General features: G+C 60.2%; 21 protein-coding genes. 6 read left to right on the top strand and 15 right to left on the bottom strand.

Annotated features, from left to right (window positions below):
• Positions 1-48: 48 nt before the first annotated feature.
• From M8744_RS17815 to cysQ, 5 genes are all read right to left on the bottom strand, one after another.
• Positions 49-1,287: a glycosyltransferase family 4 protein gene (locus M8744_RS17815; protein WP_251411522.1), complete on the bottom strand. Its 1,239-nt coding sequence runs from the start codon at positions 1,285-1,287 to the stop codon at positions 49-51.
• Between the two features lie 17 nt (positions 1,288-1,304).
• Positions 1,305-2,198: a UTP--glucose-1-phosphate uridylyltransferase GalU gene (gene galU / locus M8744_RS06930; protein WP_251411524.1), complete on the bottom strand. Its 894-nt coding sequence runs from the start codon at positions 2,196-2,198 to the stop codon at positions 1,305-1,307.
• Between the two features lie 161 nt (positions 2,199-2,359).
• Positions 2,360-3,586 (bottom strand): glycosyltransferase family 2 protein, encoded by a 1,227-nt coding sequence (locus M8744_RS06935; RefSeq protein ID WP_251411527.1) that lies wholly within the window; start codon positions 3,584-3,586, stop codon positions 2,360-2,362.
• Positions 3,583-4,383 carry a 3-deoxy-manno-octulosonate cytidylyltransferase gene (locus M8744_RS06940; RefSeq protein WP_251411530.1) on the bottom strand — a complete coding sequence of 267 codons (801 nt, stop codon included), beginning with the start codon at positions 4,381-4,383 and terminating at the stop codon, positions 3,583-3,585. The genes M8744_RS06935 and M8744_RS06940 overlap by 4 nt, the downstream gene beginning before the upstream one ends.
• Positions 4,380-5,177, bottom strand: a complete 798-nt coding sequence (cysQ, locus tag M8744_RS06945) for a 3'(2'),5'-bisphosphate nucleotidase CysQ (protein WP_251411533.1) — start codon at positions 5,175-5,177, stop codon at positions 4,380-4,382. The genes M8744_RS06940 and cysQ overlap by 4 nt, the downstream gene beginning before the upstream one ends.
• 133 nt (positions 5,178-5,310) lie before the next feature.
• Here cysQ and M8744_RS06950 point away from each other — a divergent pair, with 133 nt between their 5' ends.
• The gene (locus M8744_RS06950; RefSeq protein ID WP_251411536.1) at positions 5,311-6,135 is read left to right on the top strand and encodes an ABC transporter permease; all 825 of its coding nucleotides are present in this window, start codon (positions 5,311-5,313) and stop codon (positions 6,133-6,135) included.
• A gap of 76 nt (positions 6,136-6,211) precedes the next feature.
• Here M8744_RS06950 and gyrB read toward each other — a convergent pair whose 3' ends face one another.
• The 7 genes from gyrB to mutM form a co-directional block, all read right to left on the bottom strand.
• On the bottom strand, positions 6,212-8,629 hold the full coding sequence (gene gyrB / locus M8744_RS06955; protein WP_251411539.1) for a DNA topoisomerase (ATP-hydrolyzing) subunit B: 2,418 nt from the start codon (positions 8,627-8,629) through the stop codon (positions 6,212-6,214).
• A 91-nt stretch (positions 8,630-8,720) separates the two neighbouring features.
• Positions 8,721-9,833 carry a DNA replication/repair protein RecF gene (gene recF / locus M8744_RS06960; RefSeq protein ID WP_251412422.1) on the bottom strand — a complete coding sequence of 371 codons (1,113 nt, stop codon included), beginning with the start codon at positions 9,831-9,833 and terminating at the stop codon, positions 8,721-8,723.
• A gap of 14 nt (positions 9,834-9,847) precedes the next feature.
• Positions 9,848-10,966, bottom strand: a complete 1,119-nt coding sequence (dnaN, locus tag M8744_RS06965) for a DNA polymerase III subunit beta (protein ID WP_251411542.1) — start codon at positions 10,964-10,966, stop codon at positions 9,848-9,850.
• A 156-nt stretch (positions 10,967-11,122) separates the two neighbouring features.
• Complete coding sequence (gene dnaA, locus M8744_RS06970; protein WP_251411545.1) at positions 11,123-12,505, bottom strand: chromosomal replication initiator protein DnaA; 1,383 nt, start codon at positions 12,503-12,505, stop codon at positions 11,123-11,125.
• A 530-nt stretch (positions 12,506-13,035) separates the two neighbouring features.
• Complete coding sequence (gene rpsT, locus M8744_RS06975; RefSeq protein ID WP_251411548.1) at positions 13,036-13,299, bottom strand: 30S ribosomal protein S20; 264 nt, start codon at positions 13,297-13,299, stop codon at positions 13,036-13,038.
• A 199-nt stretch (positions 13,300-13,498) separates the two neighbouring features.
• Positions 13,499-14,275 carry an enoyl-CoA hydratase gene (locus M8744_RS06980; protein WP_251411551.1) on the bottom strand — a complete coding sequence of 259 codons (777 nt, stop codon included), beginning with the start codon at positions 14,273-14,275 and terminating at the stop codon, positions 13,499-13,501.
• Between the two features lie 64 nt (positions 14,276-14,339).
• Complete coding sequence (gene mutM, locus M8744_RS06985; protein ID WP_251411554.1) at positions 14,340-15,191, bottom strand: bifunctional DNA-formamidopyrimidine glycosylase/DNA-(apurinic or apyrimidinic site) lyase; 852 nt, start codon at positions 15,189-15,191, stop codon at positions 14,340-14,342.
• 90 nt (positions 15,192-15,281) lie between these two features.
• Here mutM and ubiE point away from each other — a divergent pair, with 90 nt between their 5' ends.
• Together ubiE and ubiB are read left to right on the top strand one after the other, a co-directional pair.
• Complete coding sequence (gene ubiE, locus M8744_RS06990; RefSeq protein ID WP_251411557.1) at positions 15,282-16,034, top strand: bifunctional demethylmenaquinone methyltransferase/2-methoxy-6-polyprenyl-1,4-benzoquinol methylase UbiE; 753 nt, start codon at positions 15,282-15,284, stop codon at positions 16,032-16,034.
• 1 nt (position 16,035) lies between these two features.
• Positions 16,036-17,571 carry a 2-polyprenylphenol 6-hydroxylase gene (ubiB, locus tag M8744_RS06995; RefSeq protein WP_251411560.1) on the top strand — a complete coding sequence of 512 codons (1,536 nt, stop codon included), beginning with the start codon at positions 16,036-16,038 and terminating at the stop codon, positions 17,569-17,571.
• Here ubiB and M8744_RS07000 read toward each other — a convergent pair.
• The 3 genes from M8744_RS07000 to fliK all read right to left on the bottom strand — a co-directional run bounded on the left by M8744_RS07000 (position 17,568) and on the right by fliK (position 20,823).
• The gene (locus tag M8744_RS07000) at positions 17,568-18,440 is read right to left on the bottom strand and encodes a phosphotransferase family protein (protein ID WP_252409403.1); all 873 of its coding nucleotides are present in this window, start codon (positions 18,438-18,440) and stop codon (positions 17,568-17,570) included. The genes ubiB and M8744_RS07000 overlap by 4 nt on opposite strands.
• 69 nt (positions 18,441-18,509) lie before the next feature.
• Positions 18,510-19,178, bottom strand: coding sequence for a flagellar hook capping FlgD N-terminal domain-containing protein (locus M8744_RS07005; protein WP_251411563.1), 669 nt, complete (start codon positions 19,176-19,178; stop codon positions 18,510-18,512).
• A 10-nt stretch (positions 19,179-19,188) separates the two neighbouring features.
• On the bottom strand, positions 19,189-20,823 hold the full coding sequence (gene fliK / locus M8744_RS07010; RefSeq protein ID WP_251411566.1) for a flagellar hook-length control protein FliK: 1,635 nt from the start codon (positions 20,821-20,823) through the stop codon (positions 19,189-19,191).
• Positions 20,824-20,934: 111 nt separating this feature from the next.
• Here fliK and M8744_RS07015 point away from each other — a divergent pair, with 111 nt between their 5' ends.
• The 3 genes from M8744_RS07015 to M8744_RS07025 all read left to right on the top strand — a co-directional run bounded on the left by M8744_RS07015 (position 20,935) and on the right by M8744_RS07025 (position 22,984).
• Positions 20,935-21,207 (top strand): rod-binding protein, encoded by a 273-nt coding sequence (locus M8744_RS07015; protein ID WP_251411569.1) that lies wholly within the window; start codon positions 20,935-20,937, stop codon positions 21,205-21,207.
• Positions 21,208-21,265: 58 nt separating this feature from the next.
• Positions 21,266-21,547, top strand: a complete 282-nt coding sequence (locus M8744_RS07020) for a flagellar biosynthesis protein FlgN (RefSeq protein ID WP_251411572.1) — start codon at positions 21,266-21,268, stop codon at positions 21,545-21,547.
• 228 nt (positions 21,548-21,775) lie between these two features.
• On the top strand, positions 21,776-22,984 hold the full coding sequence (locus tag M8744_RS07025; protein ID WP_251411575.1) for a flagellin N-terminal helical domain-containing protein: 1,209 nt from the start codon (positions 21,776-21,778) through the stop codon (positions 22,982-22,984).
• Positions 22,985-23,014 lie beyond the last annotated feature (30 nt).

Raw genomic sequence — 23,014 nt, forward strand, 5'->3', positions numbered from 1 at the left:
ATCGTAATCCTTGTTCTACCCTGGTGCTTTTTAGCACCCAACTCGGCACTATACCGGCTTGTTTAAGACGGTATTGAAATGCGTTTCCCACGAAGGCATGGCTGCCGGCTGCCTCTTTCTGCCTGCCCTGATTTCGGCAACAAGTGCCATTATCGTTGTTTGCCAATGATATATTTCGTTCACGTCTGCGTAAACGGGAATGTCGCCCAAAATTTCCCGAAAGACGGGCAGATCGTTGCAGATCACCGGCACACCCATGGCCGCAGCCTCGGCCGGGGGCAGGCCAAAGCCTTCGGCAAGGCTGGGAAACAGCAACCCTGCCGCGCCTGTCATGGCCGCGCCCAACTGTGCATCGGTAAGGTCCGGGTGCTCGAACACATCGCGCCCCATCATCGCGTCGCGATCCAACCGCTCGAACACATTCGCGTTTTGCCAGCCGCGACCACCACAGATCAGCAATTGCGGCATCGGCCTAGCCCCCGACTGGGCCAGCGCAGACCAGAGATCCAGAAGAAAGGCGTGGTTCTTGCGCGGCTCGATCGTTCCGACGGTGATGAAATATGGGCGACGCGGGTCAAGCCCGGCAGGGTGCGGCCATTCGGGCGCCGGTCTGGGGGCTGTAACGCCCAGATGCGCCACGACCAGCGGGGGGAGCGCGCCCCACTGGTCCGCAATGCGGGTCACGTCCGCCGCCGTCACATGCGAATTGCAAATGATCCGATCAGCCTGCGCACAGACACGCCGCAGCATAGGGCCAAAGCGCGCGACCACCTCGGGGCGCTGAAATTCGGGGTAATCCAGCGGTATCGTGTCATGGATCATCACCTCGATACGCGCCCTTGCCCCTTGCTTGACTGCGCGCAGCACGCGTTCCGTCAGGTTGGAATGGCCTACGTTCAGATAGATCGCCCCGCCCGGCACGGATCGGGCCAACATGCGGGGCAGGTGCGACGGCAAGCAGCGGGCCATTGCGAGGCGCCGCACATCTGCCTCGGCCCGTTTCCGCGCCAAAGACAGGCCCCGCCGCAAGCGTGATAGCACATCGACCGGGCCCCACGGCTGCTTTCTCTCAAGGCGCGAAGCCAGTTGCCCCATACCCGCCCGATCCAGCAAGGCATAGCCGTAGGCGGTGCGCACAAGGGCAAACACCGGCGCATCAAGCCCCAACAAATGATCCAGATAGGCGCGCTCTACCCGGTCAACGCCGGTCGCAACGCGCCCGGCGCGGCTGACAAGCCGCGACAGGTCTAGGATGTAAGCATCGTTTCCAAGTGGCGTGCCGATCACTGCGGGCGCAGGCCGCTTTACTCGGCTGCCTTGTCGTGCGCGACGATCTCTTGCAGATACTGCGACAGCTCGTCCCGCAAATCGGGGCGCGACAGGCCAAAGGCAACGGTAGCCTGCAAGAAACCGGCTTTTGAGCCGCAATCAAAGCGCTGTCCGCGGAACCGGTAACCATAGACGCCCTGCTCACTGCCGATCTGCGCGGCAATCGCATCGGTCAACTGAATTTCACCGCTGGCGCCGACTTTCAACTTGTTCAGGTTCTGCAAAACGGCTGGTGTCAGGATGTAGCGCCCGATCACGGCCAGGTTCGACGGTTCGGTACCTGGCGCGGGTTTTTCGACCATGCCTTTGACCGACACCATCGACCCCATGTCTTTTTCGATATCGAGAACGCCGTAAGACTTGGCCTTTTCGGGCGGCACCTCCATCGCAGCCACGATGTTGCCGCCGGTCTCTTCATAGGCTTCGACCATCTGCTGCAGGCAGGGCTTTTCGGCTGAAATCACATCATCGGGCAGGATGACGGCAAACGGTTCGTTCGCGATGAGGCGCCGCGCACACCAAACGGCATGGCCCAAGCCCAGCGGCTTGTGCTGGCGGAGATAGGCAATGGCACCCGACTCCATGTTGGTGGACTTGAGCGTTTCCAAAAGCTCGGTCTTACCGTCCTTGCGCAGCTTTTGTTCAATTTGCGGCGCTTCGTCGAAATAATCTTCCAATGCGCTTTTGCCACGCGACGTGACGAAAATGAATTCCTTGATACCGGCGGCCCGGGCTTCATCGATCGCATATTGAATCAACGGGCGATCGACCAGGGTCATGATTTCTTTCGGAACAGATTTCGTTGCCGGCAGGAATCTTGTGCCCAAGCCCGCGACGGGAAAAATTGCTTTTGTTACCTTCTTCTTCATCTGTTGCCTCGTAACCCTTTTTTAGAATGCAAAACGCCTATTGCGCTAAATAGTCTACACTTCTAGTCACAACTTTACGACCCTACACTTAGAAATGCGCGGAATTGGACCAGATCAGAAACTTAAGTTGTCAAAAGGCCAAAAAGTCAACGTTTTTGCACCTATCTGACACCCGTCGTGCGCGCGATCTCGTGTTTCAGTCTACTCTCGAACCTCCACCATCGCCAAAGCGGGTCAGTCCTGTCGCTACGCCCCCACAGACCCCCACGCTGCAGCCACACACCTTCGGGCAAGAATCGGACCGAGTGGAACAGACCCGTGTGGGAAAAAACGTAAAGCGAAACAGTAGCGCCATTTTCGGCCCGTTGCGACGCTTCGCAACGCAGGCGTGCGCCACTCCATAGTCGGCCCGCCAATATCTCGGTTGGGCCGGTGGCAAGGCTGGGAAAAAACCGAAAATCACTTGGCGAAGGTACGATTCGGTCCACCGGCATCGGCGGTCTGTGTCGGCCTTCGGCTATTCCGGCGTCAAACCGCCGAAGATTCTGGCGCACGTCACGCGGCTCAAGACGGCCATCAATCATCTGTGCGATCAGGCGCTGGCGTTGCTCGGCGCGTATGCTCGCGACAAGTGCAGGCCAGGCATCGGGGTGCGGGTGGTGATTGCGCAAATACACCGATGTCGAGGCGCCGATTTCGTGCAGATCGGTCACAGCACGCTCGGCGTTTCGGCGTGCGCTAGGGGCATAGGCATGATGCACCTGCGCCAAGGGAACGATGGCGGTTGCATAGCCGCCACGGGCCAGTCGCATGTTCAGGTCGGTTTCATCGAGGTAGAAGCGGAACGCCGGATCAAAACCACCTATCTCGGCCAGAACCTCGCGGCGCACCGCCATGTTCGTGCCCTCGGTCTTGACCGCGCGGCCCTCGGGGGGGTGCAGCAGGGTCACGGCCAGCGGATCAACATCCGCAGGATACGCCCGGCCGGTGGTGTCGACCGTACGCGCCTTCCATTGAAACGATATTCCATTGCGCCCACGAACAAATCCGCTGGCCGCTGCAACCCGCGCATCATCAAAGGGCCGGATCAGGTGCGCCAGCCAGCGCGGCTCGGGCACGGCATCATCGTCGATAAAGGCCACCACATCGCCTGCCGCCTGTGCAATGCCAAGGTTGCGTGCCTCGGAAATATTGGCACGATCGAACTCGACCAGCTTGAGATCAGAGGCAAACGGCAAGGTCCGAGCGGCAGCCAGCCCGACCGGATCGGCGACCACGATCACCTCGTATTCGACATTGCGCAACCGGGCGATCCCGGCCAGGCACAGGCACAGCGCGTCAGGTCGGCCACGGCTGACGATGACAACGCTGGCCCGCAGGGCGGTCATTCCATCCCCATCTCGGCCATCATCGCCTCGATACGGGGCACGTCTTCGGGGTTGTTCAATTCCCAGAACTGGCGCCCACGCGCGGCCACCTCGACACACAGAATGGCATGACCGTGTTCAAGAAAGCGAAGCTGTTCCAGGCCTTCGAGCTGCTCCAACGGGCCGGTAGCAAGGCCGGGATATTCGGCCAGGGCGTCGGGGCGGTAAGCATAGACGCCCACATGGTGAAAAACCGGCGTGTCGGCGTCGTCGTCATAGCGTTGCGGCGTAAACGGGATCACCTCTTTCGAGAAATAGAGGGCATGCCGCCCCGCCCCGAACACGGCCGTCGTGCCCCCGACGCGACCTGCGAGACGGTCATCCAGAAAACCGTTCAACGCGCGCCCATCACAACGCAGAACAGGCGTGGCCACGTGTGCGTTTGGATCATCTTGCAGACCGCTTACCAGGTCTTCGACGAACCAATGCGGCGTCAACGGTGCGTCTCCTTGCAGGTTTACCACGATATCGAAGCCACCACCCAGGACCGCGTGCGCCTCGGCACAGCGTTCCGTGCCGTTCTGACAATCAGTCGAGGTCATCACCACCTCGGCACCGAACCCTTGCGCAGCCTCGCGAATCCGGTCGTCATCAGTGGCCACCACGACCTTTTCAACACCGGCAACCTGCCGTGCTGCCCACCAGCTGCGCTCTACCAGGCTGCGGGTTTCGCCGCTGGCGCCGGTAAGCCCCACCAGCGGTTTGCCCGGATACCGCGACGAGGCGAAGCGTGCCGGAATGACGACCAGTACGCTCATGCCGATTTCAGATCGACGCTGGGCGCAAAAGCGATGAAGAACGGGTTGGCAAAGCCAGCCTTGCCGTAGGTCAGCGGGCTATGATCGTCGAACCGCACCACGCGGCCGCCCGCGCCATGCAAAACCGCATGGCCGGCGGCGGTGTCCCATTCCATCGTGCGGCCAACACGGGGGTAAAGATCGGCCTCGCCCGTGGCCACAAGGCAGAATTTCAAAGACGAGCCTGCCGATTTTATATCCGCCACCGCATATTTGTTTATGTAATCGTCGGTCGCCTCGTCGCGGTGCGATTTCGACGCCACGACATTCAACGCGCCGTTGTCGGCATCACTGACCCGGATCGGTCGGGCGGTGCCCATCTTTTCCTTGGAAAAGGGGCCCTGCTCCTCAACCGCGCTGCCATCTGCCAAGGTCAGGAACATCCGACCCTTGGCGGGGGCATAAACCACGCCGCGTGTCGGCACACCATTTTCCACATAGGCGATATTCACCGTGAAATCACCACGGCGCTTGATGAACTCCTTCGTGCCGTCCAGCGGATCAACGATAAGAAAAGTGTTGGCCGTCTGGCCGTGCGATTCTGACTGCTCTTCTGTTACCAGGGTCATGTCGGGAAACTCAGCGCGCAACCCCGACGAGATCAGCGCATCCGCTGCCTCGTCGGCCTCGGTCACCGGGCTTTCGTCGGACTTGACCTTAACGTCAAAATCATCGGCATTGTAAATTTCCATGATCGTGTCGCCGGCCTCAAGCGCCAGCCGCCGCATGACCTGTGTAAGTTTTTCGTAATCCAAATGATTTCTCCTGCCTGTGGGCCGCCATTCGCGGCACGAATTGCCAATTCCGGCGTTACCCCTTATGGTACAAGCCCATAGGGTCAGCAAGAATTCCGTGGCAATTCCCCACAACATGCGGAGCAGTGAGGCCATGTTTCAACAACGCCCCATGCGTCAGTCAAGCATCTTCTCGGCGCTGACCATATTCGAGCTGATCTATCACAGCACCGTGCGCAGCGTGCGCAAGGCACATGGCAACGCGCTGATGGCGCTTGTCATGAACATGTTGCAAGTGGCGATCTTCGTTCTGGCATTTTACGTGCTGTTCTCGGTGTTGGGTCTGCGTAGCGCTGCCCTGAGAGGCGATTTTCTGCTTTATATCATGTCGGGCATCTTCCTTTACATGACACATGCCAAGACGCTTGGCGCGGTCGTGGGGGCTGAAGGGCCCGCCTCGCCGATGATGAAGCACGCCCCAATGAACACGATCATCGCGATCATGGCCGCGGCCCTGTCGACACTCTATATTCAGGTGTTGTCGCTTTTCGTGATCTTGTTCATCTATGACGTGGCTTTTACGCCATTCGAGATTCAGGATCCCACCTCGGCTTTCGGCATGATCATGCTGGCATGGTTCACGGGCCTTGGGTTGGGGGTGCTGCTCTTGGCGATCAAGCCGTGGTTTCCCACTTTCGTCAGCATTTTCACCACGATCTATCAGCGCGCCAACATGATCGCTTCGGGAAAGATGTTCGTGGCCAACACCCTGCCCGCCTACATGCTGGCAATGTTCGACTGGAATCCGCTGTTCCACAGCATCGACCAGGCGCGCGGCTATGTCTTCATCAACTACTTCCCGCGCTATTCAAACTGGGAATACGCGTTCTGGGTGGGGCTTGTGCTGCTGATGATAGGGCTGATGGGCGAGTTTTACACACGCCGTCACGCCTCGCTCAGTTGGGACGCGCGGCGCTGAATCACGCCGCGGTCCACCCAACGCCCCGTTTGTCGGCTAAACTTGGCAAAGGGCACCCACGCCCGGCACCCAACCCTTAGAAATCCAGATTTTCCACGTTCAACGCATTTTTCTGGATGAACTCACGGCGCGGTTCCACAACGTCACCCATGAGCTTGGTGAACAGGTCATCCGCCTCGGCCATGTCATCGACCTTGACCTGCAACAAGGTGCGCGCATTCGGGTCCAGCGTTGTTTCCCAAAGCTGGTCTGGGTTCATTTCACCCAACCCCTTGTAGCGTTGCAGTTGCAGCCCCTTTTCACCCTCGATCAAGATCGCCTGCAAAAGGTTTAGCGGGCCGTGAATGTCAGTCAGCCGATCCTTTCGAACAAGGTGTCCGGGCTGCGTATAGACCGCGCGCAACGCCTGTGTCATCGCGCCCAGACGCCGCGCCTCGCCCGAGCGCAGAACTTGCCCGTCCAGCGTACGCGCCTCTTCGACACCGCGCACCACGCGGGTCAGGCGAATGCCATTATCCTGCGTGATACGACCCTGCCAGCCGCGCTCGTACTCGAAGGCAACCTGGTCCAACCGGCGGGCCACGTCATCAGCCACACCTTGGAGGTCAGCATCGGCACGACCCGTTTCAAACGCGCCTGCAATCGCCGCCTGTTCCAGTATATGGTGAGGGTAATGCGTTGGGAACGCTTCCAGAATACGCTTGGTCTGGCGGGCTTCCTCGACAACGCGCACCAAATCTTGGCCAATTATTTCCTCGCCATTGCCCAGGCGCAGCACCGCCCCGTCGGTGCCCTGGTTGATCAGGTAATCTTCCAGAGCGGTGTGGTCTTTCAGATAGACCTCGGACTTGCCGCGCATCACCTTGTATAGTGGTGGTTGCGCGATATAGAGATATCCGCCTTCGATCAGTTCGGGCATCTGACGATAGAAGAACGTCAGCAAAAGCGTGCGGATATGCGCACCGTCCACGTCGGCATCAGTCATGATGACGATCTTGTGGTAACGCAGCTTGGAGATGTCGAACTCGTCGCGTCCGATACCCGTTCCCAGTGCCATCACGAGGTTTCCGATTTCCTGGCTCGACAACATCTTGTCGAACCGCGCGCGCTCCACGTTCAGGATCTTGCCGCGCAAGGGCAGGATGGCCTGCGTGCGCCGATCGCGCCCTGTCTGCGCCGAGCCCCCGGCGCTGTCGCCCTCGACAAGGAACAGCTCGGTCTTGCTGGCATCTTTCTCGGAACAATCCTTCAGCTTGCCGGCCAGGAAATTCACATCCATCGCCGTCTTGCGGCGGGTCAGTTCGCGCGCCTTGCGGGCAGCCTCGCGCGCAAGCGCGGCCTCGACGATCTTGGAAACGATCATTTTGGCCTCGTTCGGATGCTCCTCGAACCACTCTGCCAGCTTTTCGTTCACAAGGTTTTCAACCGCGGGGCGCACCTCGGAACTGACCAGCTTGTCCTTAGTTTGGCTGCTGAACTTCGGATCGGGCACCTTGACCGACAGAACGCAGGTCAGACCCTCGCGCGCATCATCGCCGGTAAAGCTGATCTTTTCCTTTTTCGCGATGCCCGACTCCTGCGCATACTTGCCCAACGTCCGGGTCAACGCGCCGCGAAAGCCCGCCATGTGGGTGCCGCCGTCGCGCTGCGGGATGTTGTTGGTAAAGGGCAGGACGTTCTCGTGGTAGCTGTCATTCCACCACATCGCGACCTCGACACCGATACCGTCCCGCTCCCCTTCCATGAAGATCGGCTCGGGGATCATCGCGGATTTCGACCTGTCGAGGTATTTCACGAACTCCCTGACCCCGCCTTCATATACAAGCTCGGTTTTCACGGGTTCCGCGGGGCGTTCATCCTGCAAAATGATACGCACGCCCGAGTTCAGAAAAGCCAGCTCACGCAGGCGCTTTTCCAGCATTTCGAAACTGTAATCGAGGTTCGAAAACGTGGTGGTCGACGCAAGGAACCGCACCTCGGTGCCGGTTTCGCCCTCGGCGTCGCCAGTAACCCTGAGATGCTCGACCGTATCGCCGCGTTCAAACCTTGCGTAATGCTCTTTGCCATTGCGCCAGATGCGGAGCTCCAGCCAATCGGACAGGGCGTTCACCACCGAAACCCCCACCCCGTGCAGGCCACCCGACACCTTGTAGGAATTCTGATCGAATTTGCCGCCCGCGTGCAGCTGAGTCATGATGACCTCGGCTGCGGAAACGCCTTCTCCCTCGTGGATATCCACCGGCACGCCGCGCCCGTTGTCGCGCACGGACACGCTGCTATCGGCGTGAATCGTGACCCGCACGTAGTCGGCGTGGCCCGCCAAAGCCTCGTCGATGCCGTTATCAACGACCTCGTAGACCATGTGATGCAGGCCCGACCCGTCGTCGGTGTCACCGATATACATGCCGGGCCGCTTGCGGACGGCCTCCAACCCCTTGAGAACCTTGATGGAACTTGCACCATATTCCTGCGAGGTCTGCGCGTTCTCTGCCATTTAGGACTTCCTTGTTCTTATGGCGCTTTTATACGATCCGTGGTGGGGAATGTCACGCGGATACACCATATTTTGCGGGATCTTGCGAAGGCTACGCCGGATCGCTCTGCCGGGTGATCGAGGTGCCGTTTTCCTCGGTCACCTCGATGTATTGCGCGCGATCCCCAAGCTCGGCAAACAGCTCGGCCCCAGTCCCGGTCATCCAGGCCTGTGCGCCAAGCGCGCAGATCTCATCATAAAGAGCGGCACGACGGCCGGCATCCAGATGTGCCGCGACCTCATCCAGCAAAAGCAGCGGTGGCGCGCCGAAATCACGCGCAAGCGCGCGGCCATTGGCAAGGACCAGCGACACCAGTAAAGCCTTCTGTTCGCCAGTTGAACAATCGCGCGCGGGCACGCCCTTGGCGGCGTAGACCCCAAACAGATCGGTCCTGTGCGGGCCAATCAGCGTGCGCCCGGCGGCCAGGTCGCGAAACCGGCCCTCGGACAGCGCCTCGCGCAAATCAGACACGGTTTCAGGCATGGCGCCTTCGGATTGCACCAACTCCAACCGGGCGGCGGGAAAGGCCGTTTCGGCCTCGGTCTGCGCGGCATCAAGCCGGATCAGCGCCGCCTGGCGATTGGCATGGATCTGTGCACCCGACTCGGACATCTGGCGTTCCAGCGCGACATACCAATGCCCGTCCCGCACCTGGTCTTTCAGAAGGCGGTTGCGTTCGCGCATGGCCTTTTCGTAACTCAGCACCACCTCGGCATGATCGGGGGTGAAGCTCATCGTCATGCGGTCCAGAAATCGCCGTCGCCCTTCGGCGCTTTCGATCCAGAGCCTGTCCATGCTGGGCACCAACCACAACACGCGCGCGATGCGGCCCAGCACCAGTTGTGTGCCGGCCTTCGCATCAATACGCACTTGCCGTGCAGCCCCGTTTTCGGACCAGGTTTCAACCTCACGGGCACCGCCCGGCGCGTGCAGGATTCCGGTGATTTTCCAACCCAGAGCTTCGGGGCGGCGCACCATGTCTTGTGCTGCGGCGCGCCGCAGGCCGCGCCCGGGCGAGAACAGCGAAACAGCCTCGATCAGGTTGGTCTTTCCCGCACCGTTTGGGCCATGAATTGCCACCGGCCGCGCATCGAGCGACAGCCGCGCCGACAGGTGCGAGCGGAAATGCGACAGCGTCAGGTCAGACAGGTAAAGGCCGGGCACGCGGGCGCTGGCCGTCACACCCGCATGGGCATGACAACATAGACCGCACTGGTGTCGTTGCCTTCGCGCATCAGCGTGGGATCACCCGCCGAATTGAAAAGGAACACGGCATTTTCACGGTCAACCTGGCTGGCAATCTCCAGCAGGTACTTCGCGTTGAACCCGATCTCCAGCCGCTCGTCACCATAGGCCACGGCCAGTTCTTCTTCGGCGGCACCGCTGTCCGGCGCGTTGACCGACAAGATCAGACGATCCTCGTCCAACTGCATCTTGACCGCGCGCGAACGTTCCGAGCTAACGGTTGCCACACGGTCGACGGCGGCGGCAAACTCGCTCGCATCCACCTCCATCTTGCGCGTGTTCCCTTGCGGGATGACACGGGTGTAATCGGGGAAGGTGCCATCGATCACCTTGGATGTCAGCGTGATGTCGGGTGCGGCAAAGCGAACCTTGGTTTCACTGACCGAAACGGCGATTTTCGTATCGTCGTCTTCCAGCAGCTTGCGCAATTCGCCCACGGTCTTGCGAGGCACGATCACGCCGGGCATATCCTCGGCGCCCGCCGGCAGATCGGCGTCGATCCGGGCCAGGCGATGGCCATCGGTGGCCACGCAGCGCAGCACCTTGCCACCATCGGCTTCAGCCACGTGCATGTAGACACCGTTCAGGTAATATCGGGTTTCCTCGGTCGAGATGGCAAATTTCGACTTGTCGAAAAGGCGCCGCAACACCGGCGCATCCGCGGTGAAGTTCGAGCTGTATTCCGAAGAAGCCATTACCGGGAAATCTTCCTTCGGCAGCGTCGCCAGGTTGAACTGCGACCGGCCGGCGGTGACGGAAAGCCGCCCGTTGGCACCGTCATCCGTAAGCGTCACCAACGCGCCGTCGGGCAGTTTGCGCACGATTTCATGCAGCGTGACAGCCGAAACAGTTGTTGCGCCGGCCCGCTCGACCTGGGCGGGGGCCTTGTCCACAACCTCGATGTCCAGATCGGTGGCACGGAAATGCACCTCCGAGCCTTCGGCTTCGATTAACACGTTGGCGAGAATCGGAATGGTGTTGCGCCGCTCGACAACCGATTGCGCCTGAGAAACGGCCTTGAGCAGCGTGCCGCGTTCGATGCTGAGTTTCATGACCCTCGTTCCTCTCCGATGCCGGACTATCGCCGGGAGCAGCAAGGTATCGCATTTCACCACCTGCTCAAGGCTTTTGTTTGGTTGTCCAAGGAAATGCAAAGGGCGTCAAGGGCGGCAAGCAATGCCAGCCCGACGCCCTGCCGTCAGTTGCGCTTACGCCTCAAGCGTGCGGCGCAGCATTTCTATATCTTCGGCAATCTGCCCGTCTTGCACGCGCAGCTCGTCTATCCGTTTGACACCATGCATCACCGTGGTGTGGTCACGCCCGCCGAAACGGCGGCCTATCTCGGGCAGGCTGCGGCTGGTCAGTTGCTTGCACAGGAACATGGCCACCTGACGGGGGCGGGCAAAGCTGCGCACGCGCTTGGGTCCGACCAGGTCGGACAGGCGGATATTGTAATGCTCGGCCACCCGGCGCTGAATTTCCTCGATCGTGATCTTGCGTTCCGAGGCACGCAAGACATCGGCCAGGCAATCCTGGGTCATGTCCAGGGTGATTTCGCAGCCCACAAGCGACGCAAAAGCAAATAGCCGCGTCAGCGCACCTTCGAGAACACGAACATTTGTGCTGATGCGATGGGCCAGGAATTCGAGCACACCATCCGCCAGAACCAGGTCGGGGTATTGGTTGCGGAACGTGTCGACCTTGGATTGCAGGATGCCTAGCCGAAGCTCGTAATCCGTGGGGTGCAGGTCGACCACCAGCCCGCATTGCAGGCGGCTTTTGATACGGTCCTCAAGATCCTTGATCTCGCCCGGCGCACGGTCAGCCGAAATGATGATCTGCTTGTTGGCGTCAATCAGCGCATTGAAAGTGTGGAAGAATTCTTCCTGCGTACTGTCCTTGCCGGCAATGAACTGCACGTCATCAACCATCAGAACATCGACCGCGCGGAACAGCTGCTTGAAATCCATCATGCGGCGATCGCGCAACGCCTGAACGAAACGATACATGAATTGCTCGGCCGACAAGTATACCACGTTCAGGTCGGGCTGGCGCGCCCTGAGTTCATGCGCGATGGCGTGCATCAGGTGCGTTTTACCCAACCCGACGCCACCATACAAAAACAGCGGATTGAAGGTGACAGGCCCGCCTTCGGCGACTCGCCTGGCCGCGGCGTGGGCCAGTTCGTTGGGCTTGCCGACCACGAAATTGTCAAAGGTGAATCGCGCATCCAGCGGGGCGCCCGGCAAAAGTTCGTTCTGTGCGGCAGGCGTGGGGGCGGCCTTTGCGGTCATGTCGGCACCATTAACCCGGCTTGCGGCTTGATGCCTCTCGGCGCGGGCAGGGTTATTGGTTGCGACCTGGAACTGCAGACGGCGCACATCCTCGCCGGCGCGGGTCAGTTGATGCAGTATCAGGTCACCGAAATTCTGCGAGACATAGTTGCCCATGAAGCTGGTCGGCACGTTGAACACCGCAACACCTTCGCGGATGTCCAGGAATTCGATCGGCTCAATCCAGTTGGTGAAGTTGTTCTGCCCAACACTGCCCAGCAAGTTCTTGCACACCTGACCCCATTGTTCCTGCGTCATCTTTTCCCCGTTTGCTCGCCGCTTATTCCAAAACGCACTGCGCCCCCACGGCTCGTCGCCCGTAGAATGCAAAAAATCACTACCCCGCTGACACTGCTCAGCTGGTCGCCACCCGTGTTCGGGTTGCATTTATTGGTTCGGCAAGGATCACGTGCACGGAGTCCCTCCTCCGGGTTTACGCACGGTGATCATGCACCGAATATCTTGTCGGACGGGTTGGGCCGCAGAACGCCCCTTGGAAAAACCATGCGCCGGCAACAAGGCGCGAGTTTTTTCCATATAACCGAACGCGCGCCTGTTCCGTGCGCTCGATTCTAACCTGTCCCCCCAAGGCGATGTGACTCGCAGGGTGGAAATTAGCAAGATGGCGAACAGCGCGGCAACTGTTCTTCACGCTTGACTCTATCTTTCACGAAAAAGAATCTTTCGCATTCGCAGAAGCGCATTGAATCCATTGATGTCATGAAAAAGGGCGCTGCATCACTGCAACGCCCCGAGCAAAATCATACTGGATCATGCTACGCCTTGTATCAGCCCAAAGCCTTAACCCGCGCCGCGAGTCGCGATATTTTACGGGATGCGGTGTTCTTGTGGAAAACACCCTTGCTGACGCCACGCATCAGTTCGGGCTGGCACGCCTGCAGCGCAGCTTGCGCGGCAACCTTGTCTCCCGAGGCGATCGCCTCTTCGGCCTTGCGCAGGTAGGTGCGGATGCGCGAACGGCGGGCTTTGTTTACGGCAGTGCGACGCTCGAGCTGGCGAGCGCGTTTTTTCGACTGGGGCGTATTTGCCATGATGTCTGACCTTTGTCTTTCGGGTTCGGTTCAAATGTCTTGCACTATGCAAACCCGATCCGGCAGGGCAGAAGGCCGGATAAAATTCGAGCCAGAGCGGGCTACACGCGCATTTATGGTCGTGGCCTATAGCGCAACATCGCGCGCTTGAAAACCACAAAAGAAAACAGGGCCGCCATCGTGGCGGCCCCGTGTTGAATTAACGGTCGCGGAATTGCGCGGTGCGCTTTTCCAGGAAAGCGGCCATGCCTTCCTTTTGATCTTCGGTCGCAAAAAGCGAATGGAAGACGCGGCGCTCGAACAACATGCCCTCGGACAGGGTCGTTTCGAACGAACGGTTTACCGATTCCTTGACCGCCATCACCGTGATCATCGATTTCTCGGCAATCTTGCCAGCAGCCGCCAAGGTTTCCTTCATCAGTTCCTTGCAGGGCACGATACGGCTGACCAGCCCGGCACGTTCGGCCTCTTCGGCATCCATGAAGCGCCCGGTCAGGTTCATGTCCATTGCCTTGGCCTTGCCAACGGCACGGGTCAGGCGCTGGGTACCGCCGATACCGGCCATGACACCAAGGTTGATCTCGGGCTGCCCGAACTTGGCGGTATCCGATGCGATGATGAAATCGCACATCATCGCCAGCTCGCACCCGCCGCCCAGCGCATATCCCGACACCGCCGCGATGATCGGTTTGCGCACGCGGCAGATTGCATCGGTTTCGGCGGTAAACAGATCGCCTGCGAATACGTCGACAAAGCTTTTCTCGCTCATCATCTTGATGTCGGCGCCAGCGGCGAATGCCTTTTCGCTACCAGTCAAAACGATGCAGCGCACCTTATCGTTGTTTTGCGCCGCCGCCAACGCGTCCGAGAGCTCGCCCAGAAGCTGGTCGTTCAGGGCATTCATCGCGTCGGGACGGTTGAGTTTGATTAGGGCGACGTGGTCTTCTACTTCGACGATGATCGTCTCATAGGCCATGAAGTTTGCTTTCGCTTGTTTCGATCAGGACGTAACGCTTACCAGTCTTGCGTCACGGTTCAAGCTATCTTTGGCAAGCAGGGCAGTAGAAACTGGACCGTCCGGATTGCACGATCCGCGCGATGGTGCCGCCGCAATCGGGCCTGCGACACGGCTGACCTGCACGGCCATAAACATCGAACGCGTGCTGGAAATACCCCAGCTCACCATCCGCCTGGCGAAAGTCACGCAATGAAGATCCGCCCGCGGCGATGGCATCGACCAGCACCTGCCGGATGATCGGCACCAGTGCGGCGACACGACGCGCCGAGATGCGCCCGGCCTTGCGACCGGGGTGAATGCCTGCACGGTAAAGTGCCTCACACACATAGATATTTCCCAGCCCGGCGACGATATGCTGATCGAGCAGCGCGGATTTTACCGGCGTGTTTCGGCCAGCGAACGCGGCGATCAGGTGCGGTTCGTTGAAGTCATTTCCCAGCGGTTCCGGCCCCAGCACGGAAAGCAACTTGTGCTGGTCGGCCGTGGCTGTCGGCAACAGGTCCATCGCGCCAAAACGGCGCGGATCATTAAAGGTGATGCGTGCGCCATTCTCCATGTCCAACACCACGTGATCATGCTTTTCCAGCGCCGGGTGATCATGTACGAAAACCCCCAAGGGATCGCCCGAAATCAGCATCCGCCCCGACATTCCCAGGTGAATCAGCAGGGTTTCACCCGAATCGAGATCGGCCAGGATATACTTTGACCGCCGCCGCAGCGCCGCCACACGCCGCCCCGTCAGCCGCGCCGCCATGTCGGGCGGAAAGGGCCAGCGCAAATCGGGCCGGTTGACCTGCGCCCGGGCGATTACCTGGCCCTCCATAACGGGGGTCAGGCCGCGGCGCACGGTTTCCACCTCGGGCAGTTCGGGCATGGGCTGCGGTCCTTTCAAGACATAAGGGCGCATTGCAGCGCCCAGCCAGCGCCCTATAAGAAAGGCAGAGAAAAAGGAACGGCAAGCCCCATGAGCGACGAGCAACAGAAAACCACCCATTTCGGCTTTGAGGACATCCCCGAATCCGAAAAGGCGGGCCGCGTGCGTGGCGTGTTCGGTTCGGTCGCCTCGAAATATGACGTGATGAACGACGCGATGAGCATGGGCATCCACCGCATATGGAAAGATGCGATGATGGATTGGCTGGCCCCGCGCCCCGGCACGCGCCTGCTGGACGTGGCGGGCGGCACGGGTGATATCGCCTTTCGCTATCTCGCGCGGGCAGGCTACGCCCACGCCACGGTTCTTGACCTGACCGAACCCATGCTGATCGAAGGCCGCAAACGCGCCGAGGCCGAGCGCCTTTCCGACAGCCTCGATTGGGTGGTGGGCGACGCGATGGCCCTGCCCTTTCCCGACAACACCTTTGACACCTACACGATCAGCTTCGGTATACGAAACGTCACCCGGCCCCAAGAGGCCCTGAACGAGGCGTTTCGCGTGCTACGCCCCGGTGGCCGGTTGATGGTTCTCGAGTTCAGCCAGATCCCGAACGACCTTATGCAGAAGGTCTATGACCTGTATTCATTCAACATCATCCCCCGTCTTGGGCAGGCCATCGCCAATGATCGGGACAGTTACCAATACCTCGTGGAATCGATTCGCAAGTTTCCGGATCAGGAAACCTTTCTGGGCATGGTGCGCGCCGCAGGGTTCGAGAATGCAAAATATCGCAACCTGAGCATGGGCATCGCCTGCCTGCATTCTGGCTGGAAGCTCTGATATGCGCGGGCCCCACAACATCTGGCGGCTGATCCGCACTGGCGCCACGCTGGAACGCACCGAGGCCATGAAAGTCGTGCTCGACGCCTTCGACGCGCCGCGCAGCGTGCGAATCGTATTGCGCGCCATCGTCTGGCCATTTCGCTGGCTGGGCTACAAGGGTGACCCGTCCATGCCACCCGCCACCCGCGCGCTTACGGCACTGGGCCCGGCCTATATCAAGTTCGGGCAGGTGCTTTCGACCCGGCCCGACGTGGTGGGTGATGAACTGGCCAACCAGCTGCGCGTCTTGCAGGACAAGCTGCCGCCCTTTTCGCTGGCCGCGGCGCGCAAAAGCATCGAATCCGAGCTTGGTGAACCGGCCGATGACGTGTTCCTGGAGATCAGCGAACCCGTCGCGGCGGCTTCGATCGCGCAGGTGCACAAGGCGCGGCTGCGCGACACGGGCGAAGCGGTGGCCATCAAGGTGCTGCGCCCCGGCATCGAACGCGCTTTCCGAAAGGATATCGACGCGTTCTACTTGGCGGCCGATGTCATCGAATTTCTGGCCCCCTTTGCCCGCCGGTTGCGCCCCAACGATGTGATCGCCCATTTCGAAGGCGTTGTCATGGGAGAGTTGGATTTGCGGCTCGAGGCGTCCTCGGCAAGCGAGTTCGCGGCCAACACCACCAATGACGCTGGCTTTGCGCTGCCGGAAATCAAGTGGCGGTTTTCAGGGCGGCGCGTGATGACGATGGGCTGGGCGGAGGGCGTGGCACTGGGCGACAACGCGGCACTGGACGCGGCAGGCCACAACCGTGCCGAACTGGGCGAACGGGTGCTGCAACTGTTCCTGAACCACGCGCTGCGCGACGGGTTTTTCCATGCGGACATGCACCAGGGTAACCTGAAGGTCGCGCCCGATGGTGACATCATCGCCTACGATTTCGGGATCATGGGCCATATCGACGAATATACCCGCCGCGTCTACGCCGAGATTCTCTATGGCTTTATCCGCAAGGATTACAAACGGGTGGCCGAGGTCCATTTCGAGGCGGGCTATGTGCCCGCCGATCGCGATGTGGATGAATTCGCCAGGGCCCTGCGCGCAGTGGGCGAACCCATTTTCGGCCTGGACGCCACGAAGGTATCAATGGGTCGGCTGCTGAACTACCTGTTCGAGGTGACGGAAAGGTTCGGGATGGAAACACGGACCGAGCTGATCCTGCTGCAACGCACCATGGTCGTGGTCGAAGGGGTTGCGCGCTCGCTCAATCCCCAGATCAACATCTGGAAAGTGGCACAGCCCGTCGTGGAAAACTATATCCGGCAATCCATTGGCCCCGCCGCGCTGGCGCGCGACCTGGGGAAAACGGCGATGGTCCTGGCGCGCTTTGGCCCGCGTTTGCCCGGCCTCGTGGAAGACGCATTGGTGCGTCAGGCCAGTGGAAAAGAAGCCCCCAGGACGCGCAGTGGCTGGGTCGTGTGGCTGGGTGTCGCTGTCGGTGCGCTTGGTGGCGCGGCCGGCACCGCGCTCATCCTGCACTTGATGGGTTAAGCCAGCGCACGCAGGGCCGATAACTCCAGCTCTTTTGCATGGCTGTTATCAGGTTCGCGTCGTTGCGCGCGCCATTGGCAATAGGCCGCCATGCGCCAGTGAAATGCCGGGGCCAATGCACGATACCGCGCCACGGTAGCCGGATCACCATAAGCCTGTAAAAATCTGTTCTCGTTCTCCCGGCCCAGCGGTTGGCCACCGTAAAGAAACCGCATCGCCGGCGACAGGCAAATTGCCAGGTCTTCGCAGCGATCCCCCACTGCGGGGCATTGCCAATCGATTAGGCATGACCCCTGCGCGGTGGCAAGAATGTTGGCGGGCACCGGGTCACCATGCAGAAATACCGGGTCAGCGGTTGCACCGACCGCGAGTTTTGGCCGAAACGCACGCAAACCCGCGTCATCTTCACATTGAGCCAAAATTTCATCGCCCTTCCGTAAAATTGCGGCGCTGCCGCTGGCAACATGGCGCAAACCGGCCGGTGGCGCGATCCGGTGAAGATGGCGCAAAACCGCGCCAATTCCAGCCGGGTCAGACGACGAATGGCTGCCGGGCACATGCCGATATATGACACATGGTCCAGCGGCAGTTGCAACATGCGCAACAGGGTGTGGCGCCAACCCCGACCCGGCAAGATGCTGCAAGACCGCATATTCCGCCCTGTCATCGTTGGGGAAAAGCGGTGTCCCGGCCTGCTTGATGTAAAGCTTGACCACCAGCGGCGCCTGATCACTCTCGACACGCCAGATATGGTTCGTGCGCCCGCCCGGCATCGGCACCCAATGCGCACGCTCGGGCAGCAGGCCCGAAAGCGCAGCGTCCGACGCGATGCGTGGAAGGCGCTGCGATTGGAAATAAGCCGTCATCATGTTCCAGCACCTGGGTCCCGTTCAGCACGGACATCCTAGGGGGCCGTTCAGGCGCAAACAACCGCGGGCTCAGGCTTGGCGCAACCCGGTAACGGCGCTTGCCGGCACGGTATCACCGCTTTCGGTCAGCAATTCCAGTCCTCGGGGCGTGCTTTGCACCTCGACAACGCGGGTATAAATCTCGGCGTCTGAAACATCGATTACCGTGCCATCCTCGGCCCGGCTTTCAATCTCAAAACGGTATGCGCCATGCAGTGCGCTTCCGCCACCAACCAGGTGTCCATCCCAGGTCAAGCGCCCGCCACTGCCTTCGACACCTGTGCGCGTGATCTCGTTGCCGCCGCTGTCGCGGACCACTAGGTCGGCTTGAACGGCGCCCGGCGCCGGCTCGGCCCATATCGCGACCGGCTCACCATCGAAACTCGCGCTACCGGCCACACGGATATCCATGCCGACCCAATTGGCGATCTGCGATATGTTGCCACTTGATTGGCCCACGAGAGTGGCCAAGAGATCGTTTGTCAGCACCTGTTGTTCTACTGACGAAAAGGTCGCCAACTGCACCGCGTATTCCGAGCTTTCGACTGGGTTCAAGGGGTCCTGATTCTGCATCTGCACGGTCAGCATTTTCAGGAAAGTCTCGAAATCCGAGCTTAAAGTGGCCTGCGCCTGCACGGACGTGGCTTGCGTCGCCGCAGTTTGGGAAAAGGCCGGTTGAATGGTGTTGAAGTCGGTCATATCGGGCTCCTCAAAGTCTGATGTCCACGCGGTCACCGGGCAGCATTGACGCGGGCCCGCGCCCGACGACAGAAGGTGAAGATGTGTTGTCAGGCTCTGCCGCGGGGTCACTTTCGCCGATGACCAGGGTGGGCGGCGCCGGCGTGCGCTGGTGACGCTGGCCAAGATCAATAGTCAATCCGCCAAACCCCTGCGCCGAAAACTCGCGCATCAGCAAATCGACATGGCGGCGGACCAGCTCTTGCGTATCCATGCGTTCCGCAGTGACGTGCAATACGGGTGGCCCGCCATCTGCGCCCACAAGGGTCAGGCGCAGGCGGCCCAGCTCTTCTGGGTTCAGAGTGATTTCCAAAGCCGCATCGGCCAGGCGCGGAACGGCTTCAGCCATCTGCCGCGCCACGGCCTGGGCGAGGTGTATCGCGCCCGCTCGCGCCGCAGTTTCGGCAGCAGGCGCGGGCGACCCCGGTATCCGGTCGGCAATACCATCTGGCGAGCCATGCAACATCAGGGAACCACGCGCCTCGATCACCGATGGGTCAGCCACGTCTTGCTCCGGTGCTGTGCCGAAGGGTGCGCCCGCCGTTTGAAACGAGACCTGCATGTTTTGCCCCATGGCTTGGGTAACGGCGCCCCGCCTTGACACAAGCCCTTGCATCGCAACTTGGTGCCCTCTGCCCGGCTCTTTGCGCGCTGTTTTATTTTCCGGCCCTGCACTGTGGTATCTGCCTAAAAGACCAAGTTCGGGTGCTTGCAGCCGGTCGGTTGACGGGCCCGGCATGGTATTCGCGCCTTTATCAACCGCTTTCACTGGGCTTGCCGGAACCAGCGATACCGATGCCGGGGATGTCGATTCTATCTTTCCCGGTGCGCGCGTTCTGATCTGCGGATACTCGGCCAGTTCGACCGTCGGCGGTTTGTCTTGTCCCGGCGTACCCCTTGCGAAACCACTCGCATCGCCCGCGAAGAACTGGGGTCTTGCCAGTGCCTCGCTGCGCCTGTCTGCTTGCCCACGCGCTATCCGGTCTTGGCCCATCCCGGTTTGGTCATTCAACGTCAATGTCGTCAAAGAGATGCCCTTTTTCGCATTATCTGGTGATCCAAGCGGTTCTGGTATCCGCGACTGCTGGTCGGTTTCGCCCGCTGCCTTGGCATACACCAAGCCATCGGAATGGTCCGGTCCTCTTGCAAGACCACCACTTGCTGTATCGCGCCCGAACCGTAACACGCTTGCATCAGGCCGACCCGGCGCGACTTCACGTTCTTGTGGGTTCTTTGCTGCGTGATCGAGCCACAGGGCAGTGATTTGCCCTTGGGCCATCCGGCCTTCGGCCTCATCCCTCTCCGAGCCAAGCAGGGTATCATTCCGGCGTGCTGTTTCGGTGATTGGCAGCGTGGTTTCCACATTTTCACCAGGGTGTTGAAGGTCGAGCAAAGGCCGTTCCATATCCTCGGGCCTGGACTCGGCAGTCGCAGACTCGTGATCGGCCACCTTGTCGATGGCCGGAGGATGCCGCGCATCATCAGGCGCGCCTTGCGCAACGTATTCTTCTGAAAACGCCTTATGAGCTAGGGACTGTAGCGTTTTACGCGGCTGTCCCGCCTGCGTCTGCGGACTGCTTCCCAACTGGGGCGATAAAGGTGTCATTGCGGCTCCGTTCTGGATCGACAGAGCGAATATGCGGATCGGTGGTTACTGCTTCTTTACTGTCCCAGGTCCATGTTCGGAAAAATCCATCGAATTGAAAGAACAGCCAATATGACCGAAATCCCGCCGATGGCCGGAGCTGCGCCAAAGACAGCCGACACGCATCTGCGCAAGGCTGCAATCGAACTTGAGGCAAGCTTTCTCGCCGAAATGTTGAAAACCGCAGGGTTGGGCAATACGCCGGACGCTTTCGGAGGTGGCATCGGCGAAGACCAGTTCGCATCATTTCTTTTGCAGGAACAGGCGCGCGCAATGGCCGAGCGCGGCGGTGTCGGATTGGCCGAAACGATCTTTCACGCATTGAAGGAGATTCCGAATGACTGATCAAGCAACAATAGCCCGTAACGCTTTCGATGACCTTCTTGACAAGGAAAGGGCCGCCTTGCTGGCGGGCGATGTTGAAAACCTGGCGCGCCTGGCCGAAGAAAAAGAAAAGCTGGTCAATACCTTGGCCAAGCTCCCAAAATCCGGTTTGGACGGTCTTCAGGCCAAGGCAAAGCGCAATCAGGAATTGTTCGACAGCGCGCTGAAGGGGATAAACGCCGTCACCCGTCGGCTGCAGGCACTGCGTGATGTCCGCAGCGCGCTGAACACCTATGACCAAAGTGGCAACCGTCAAAGCATCGACGGAATGCACCGACCCAGCGTCGAGCGCCGCGCCTGAGAACCCTTCGAATTATACAAAACACTCAATCAAATACATTCGAGATGGGAGAGTTGGATTAGCGTTCTCTTAGGTCTTTGAGCGGCAGGTTGTTCCCGCACCTTGCTGGTGGCGCGACCGCGGTTGGAGCCGTTGTCGCATTCGTCAGAAGACGGTCGATCCGGCCGCGATACGCGCGTCGGGAACCCAATCGGGCGGAAAGCGCCTTTTTGACTGAAGGAACATATCATGTCGAGCATTCTGACCAACAACGGCGCCATGGTCGCGCTGCAAACCATGCGCTCCATCAACAAGAACATGGCCTCGGTGCAATCCGAGATTTCAACGGGCAAGTCGGTATCGAGCGCCAAGGACAACGCCGCAGTCTGGGCGATTTCCAAGGTGATGGAATCGGATGTAAATGGCCTCAAGGCCATTTCGGACAGCTTGTCGCTGGGCGAATCGACGGTCGCTGTGGCGCGTGAAGCGGCAGAAACCACCACCGAGCTCTTGAACCAGATGAAGGCAAAGATCGTCGCTGCGCAGGAAGACAATGTCGACCGTGCCAAGATCGACGCCGATGTGACCGCGCTGAAGGAACAGATCGGCGCAGTCGTGGGTGCAGCCCAGTTCAACGGTCTGAACCTGGTCGATGGCAGCACCGCATCCACATCGGTATTGGCGTCGCTTGACCGCAGCGGTACCGGCGTCAGCGCTTCGTCGATCACCGTCAACGCACAAAACCTGTCAACCGGGGGCTACACGGCCAAGGCGTCCTTTACCGGCACGGATGGGGTGGCTGCCGATTCGGCCGATGCGTTCGGGTTCTCACTCGATGGAAACGGGGGAACGGACGACAACGGCACCATCGTCATCGCAAACCCGACCTATGCGACCGGGGACAAGATCACGCTGCAACTGGGCGAGGACTCTGTCAGCTACACGGTGACCGACGAAGACGTGGCGAGCACCACCCCCCAAGACGTGATCGCCGTGAACCTCAAGAACGCGATTGAGGCCACCGACCTCCAGGTGACGGTCGATTACAACAGTGCAAACGCCGGCACATTGGTCGTCACCAATGATGGTGCGGATTCGCTGCAAGTTTCGGGCCAATTCACCAATGCCAACTCTGGCGGCCTTGGCGCGCTGGCGGCAATCGATGTCAGTACCGATTCCGGGGCAGCGGCGGCGCTTGGCAACATCGAAGGCCTGATCGACACCGCGATCAACGCCGCCGCGTCGTTCGGTTCGATCGAAGGCCGGATCGAAACCCAGTCCGAGTTCATTTCGAACCTCGGCGACTCGCTGAAATCCGGTATCGGGGCGATGGTCGATGCCGACATGGAGGAAACTTCGGCGCGTCTGCAAGCGTTGCAGGTGCAACAGCAGCTGGGGGTCCAGGCCCTGTCGATCGCCAACCAGGCGCCGCAGACCCTGCTGTCGTTGTTCCGTTAAACGCTGGCGTTCCGGGGGCGTCACGGCGCC

The sequence above is a fragment of the Lutimaribacter degradans genome (assembly GCF_023703375.1).
Taxonomy (GTDB): domain Bacteria; phylum Pseudomonadota; class Alphaproteobacteria; order Rhodobacterales; family Rhodobacteraceae; genus Lutimaribacter; species Lutimaribacter degradans.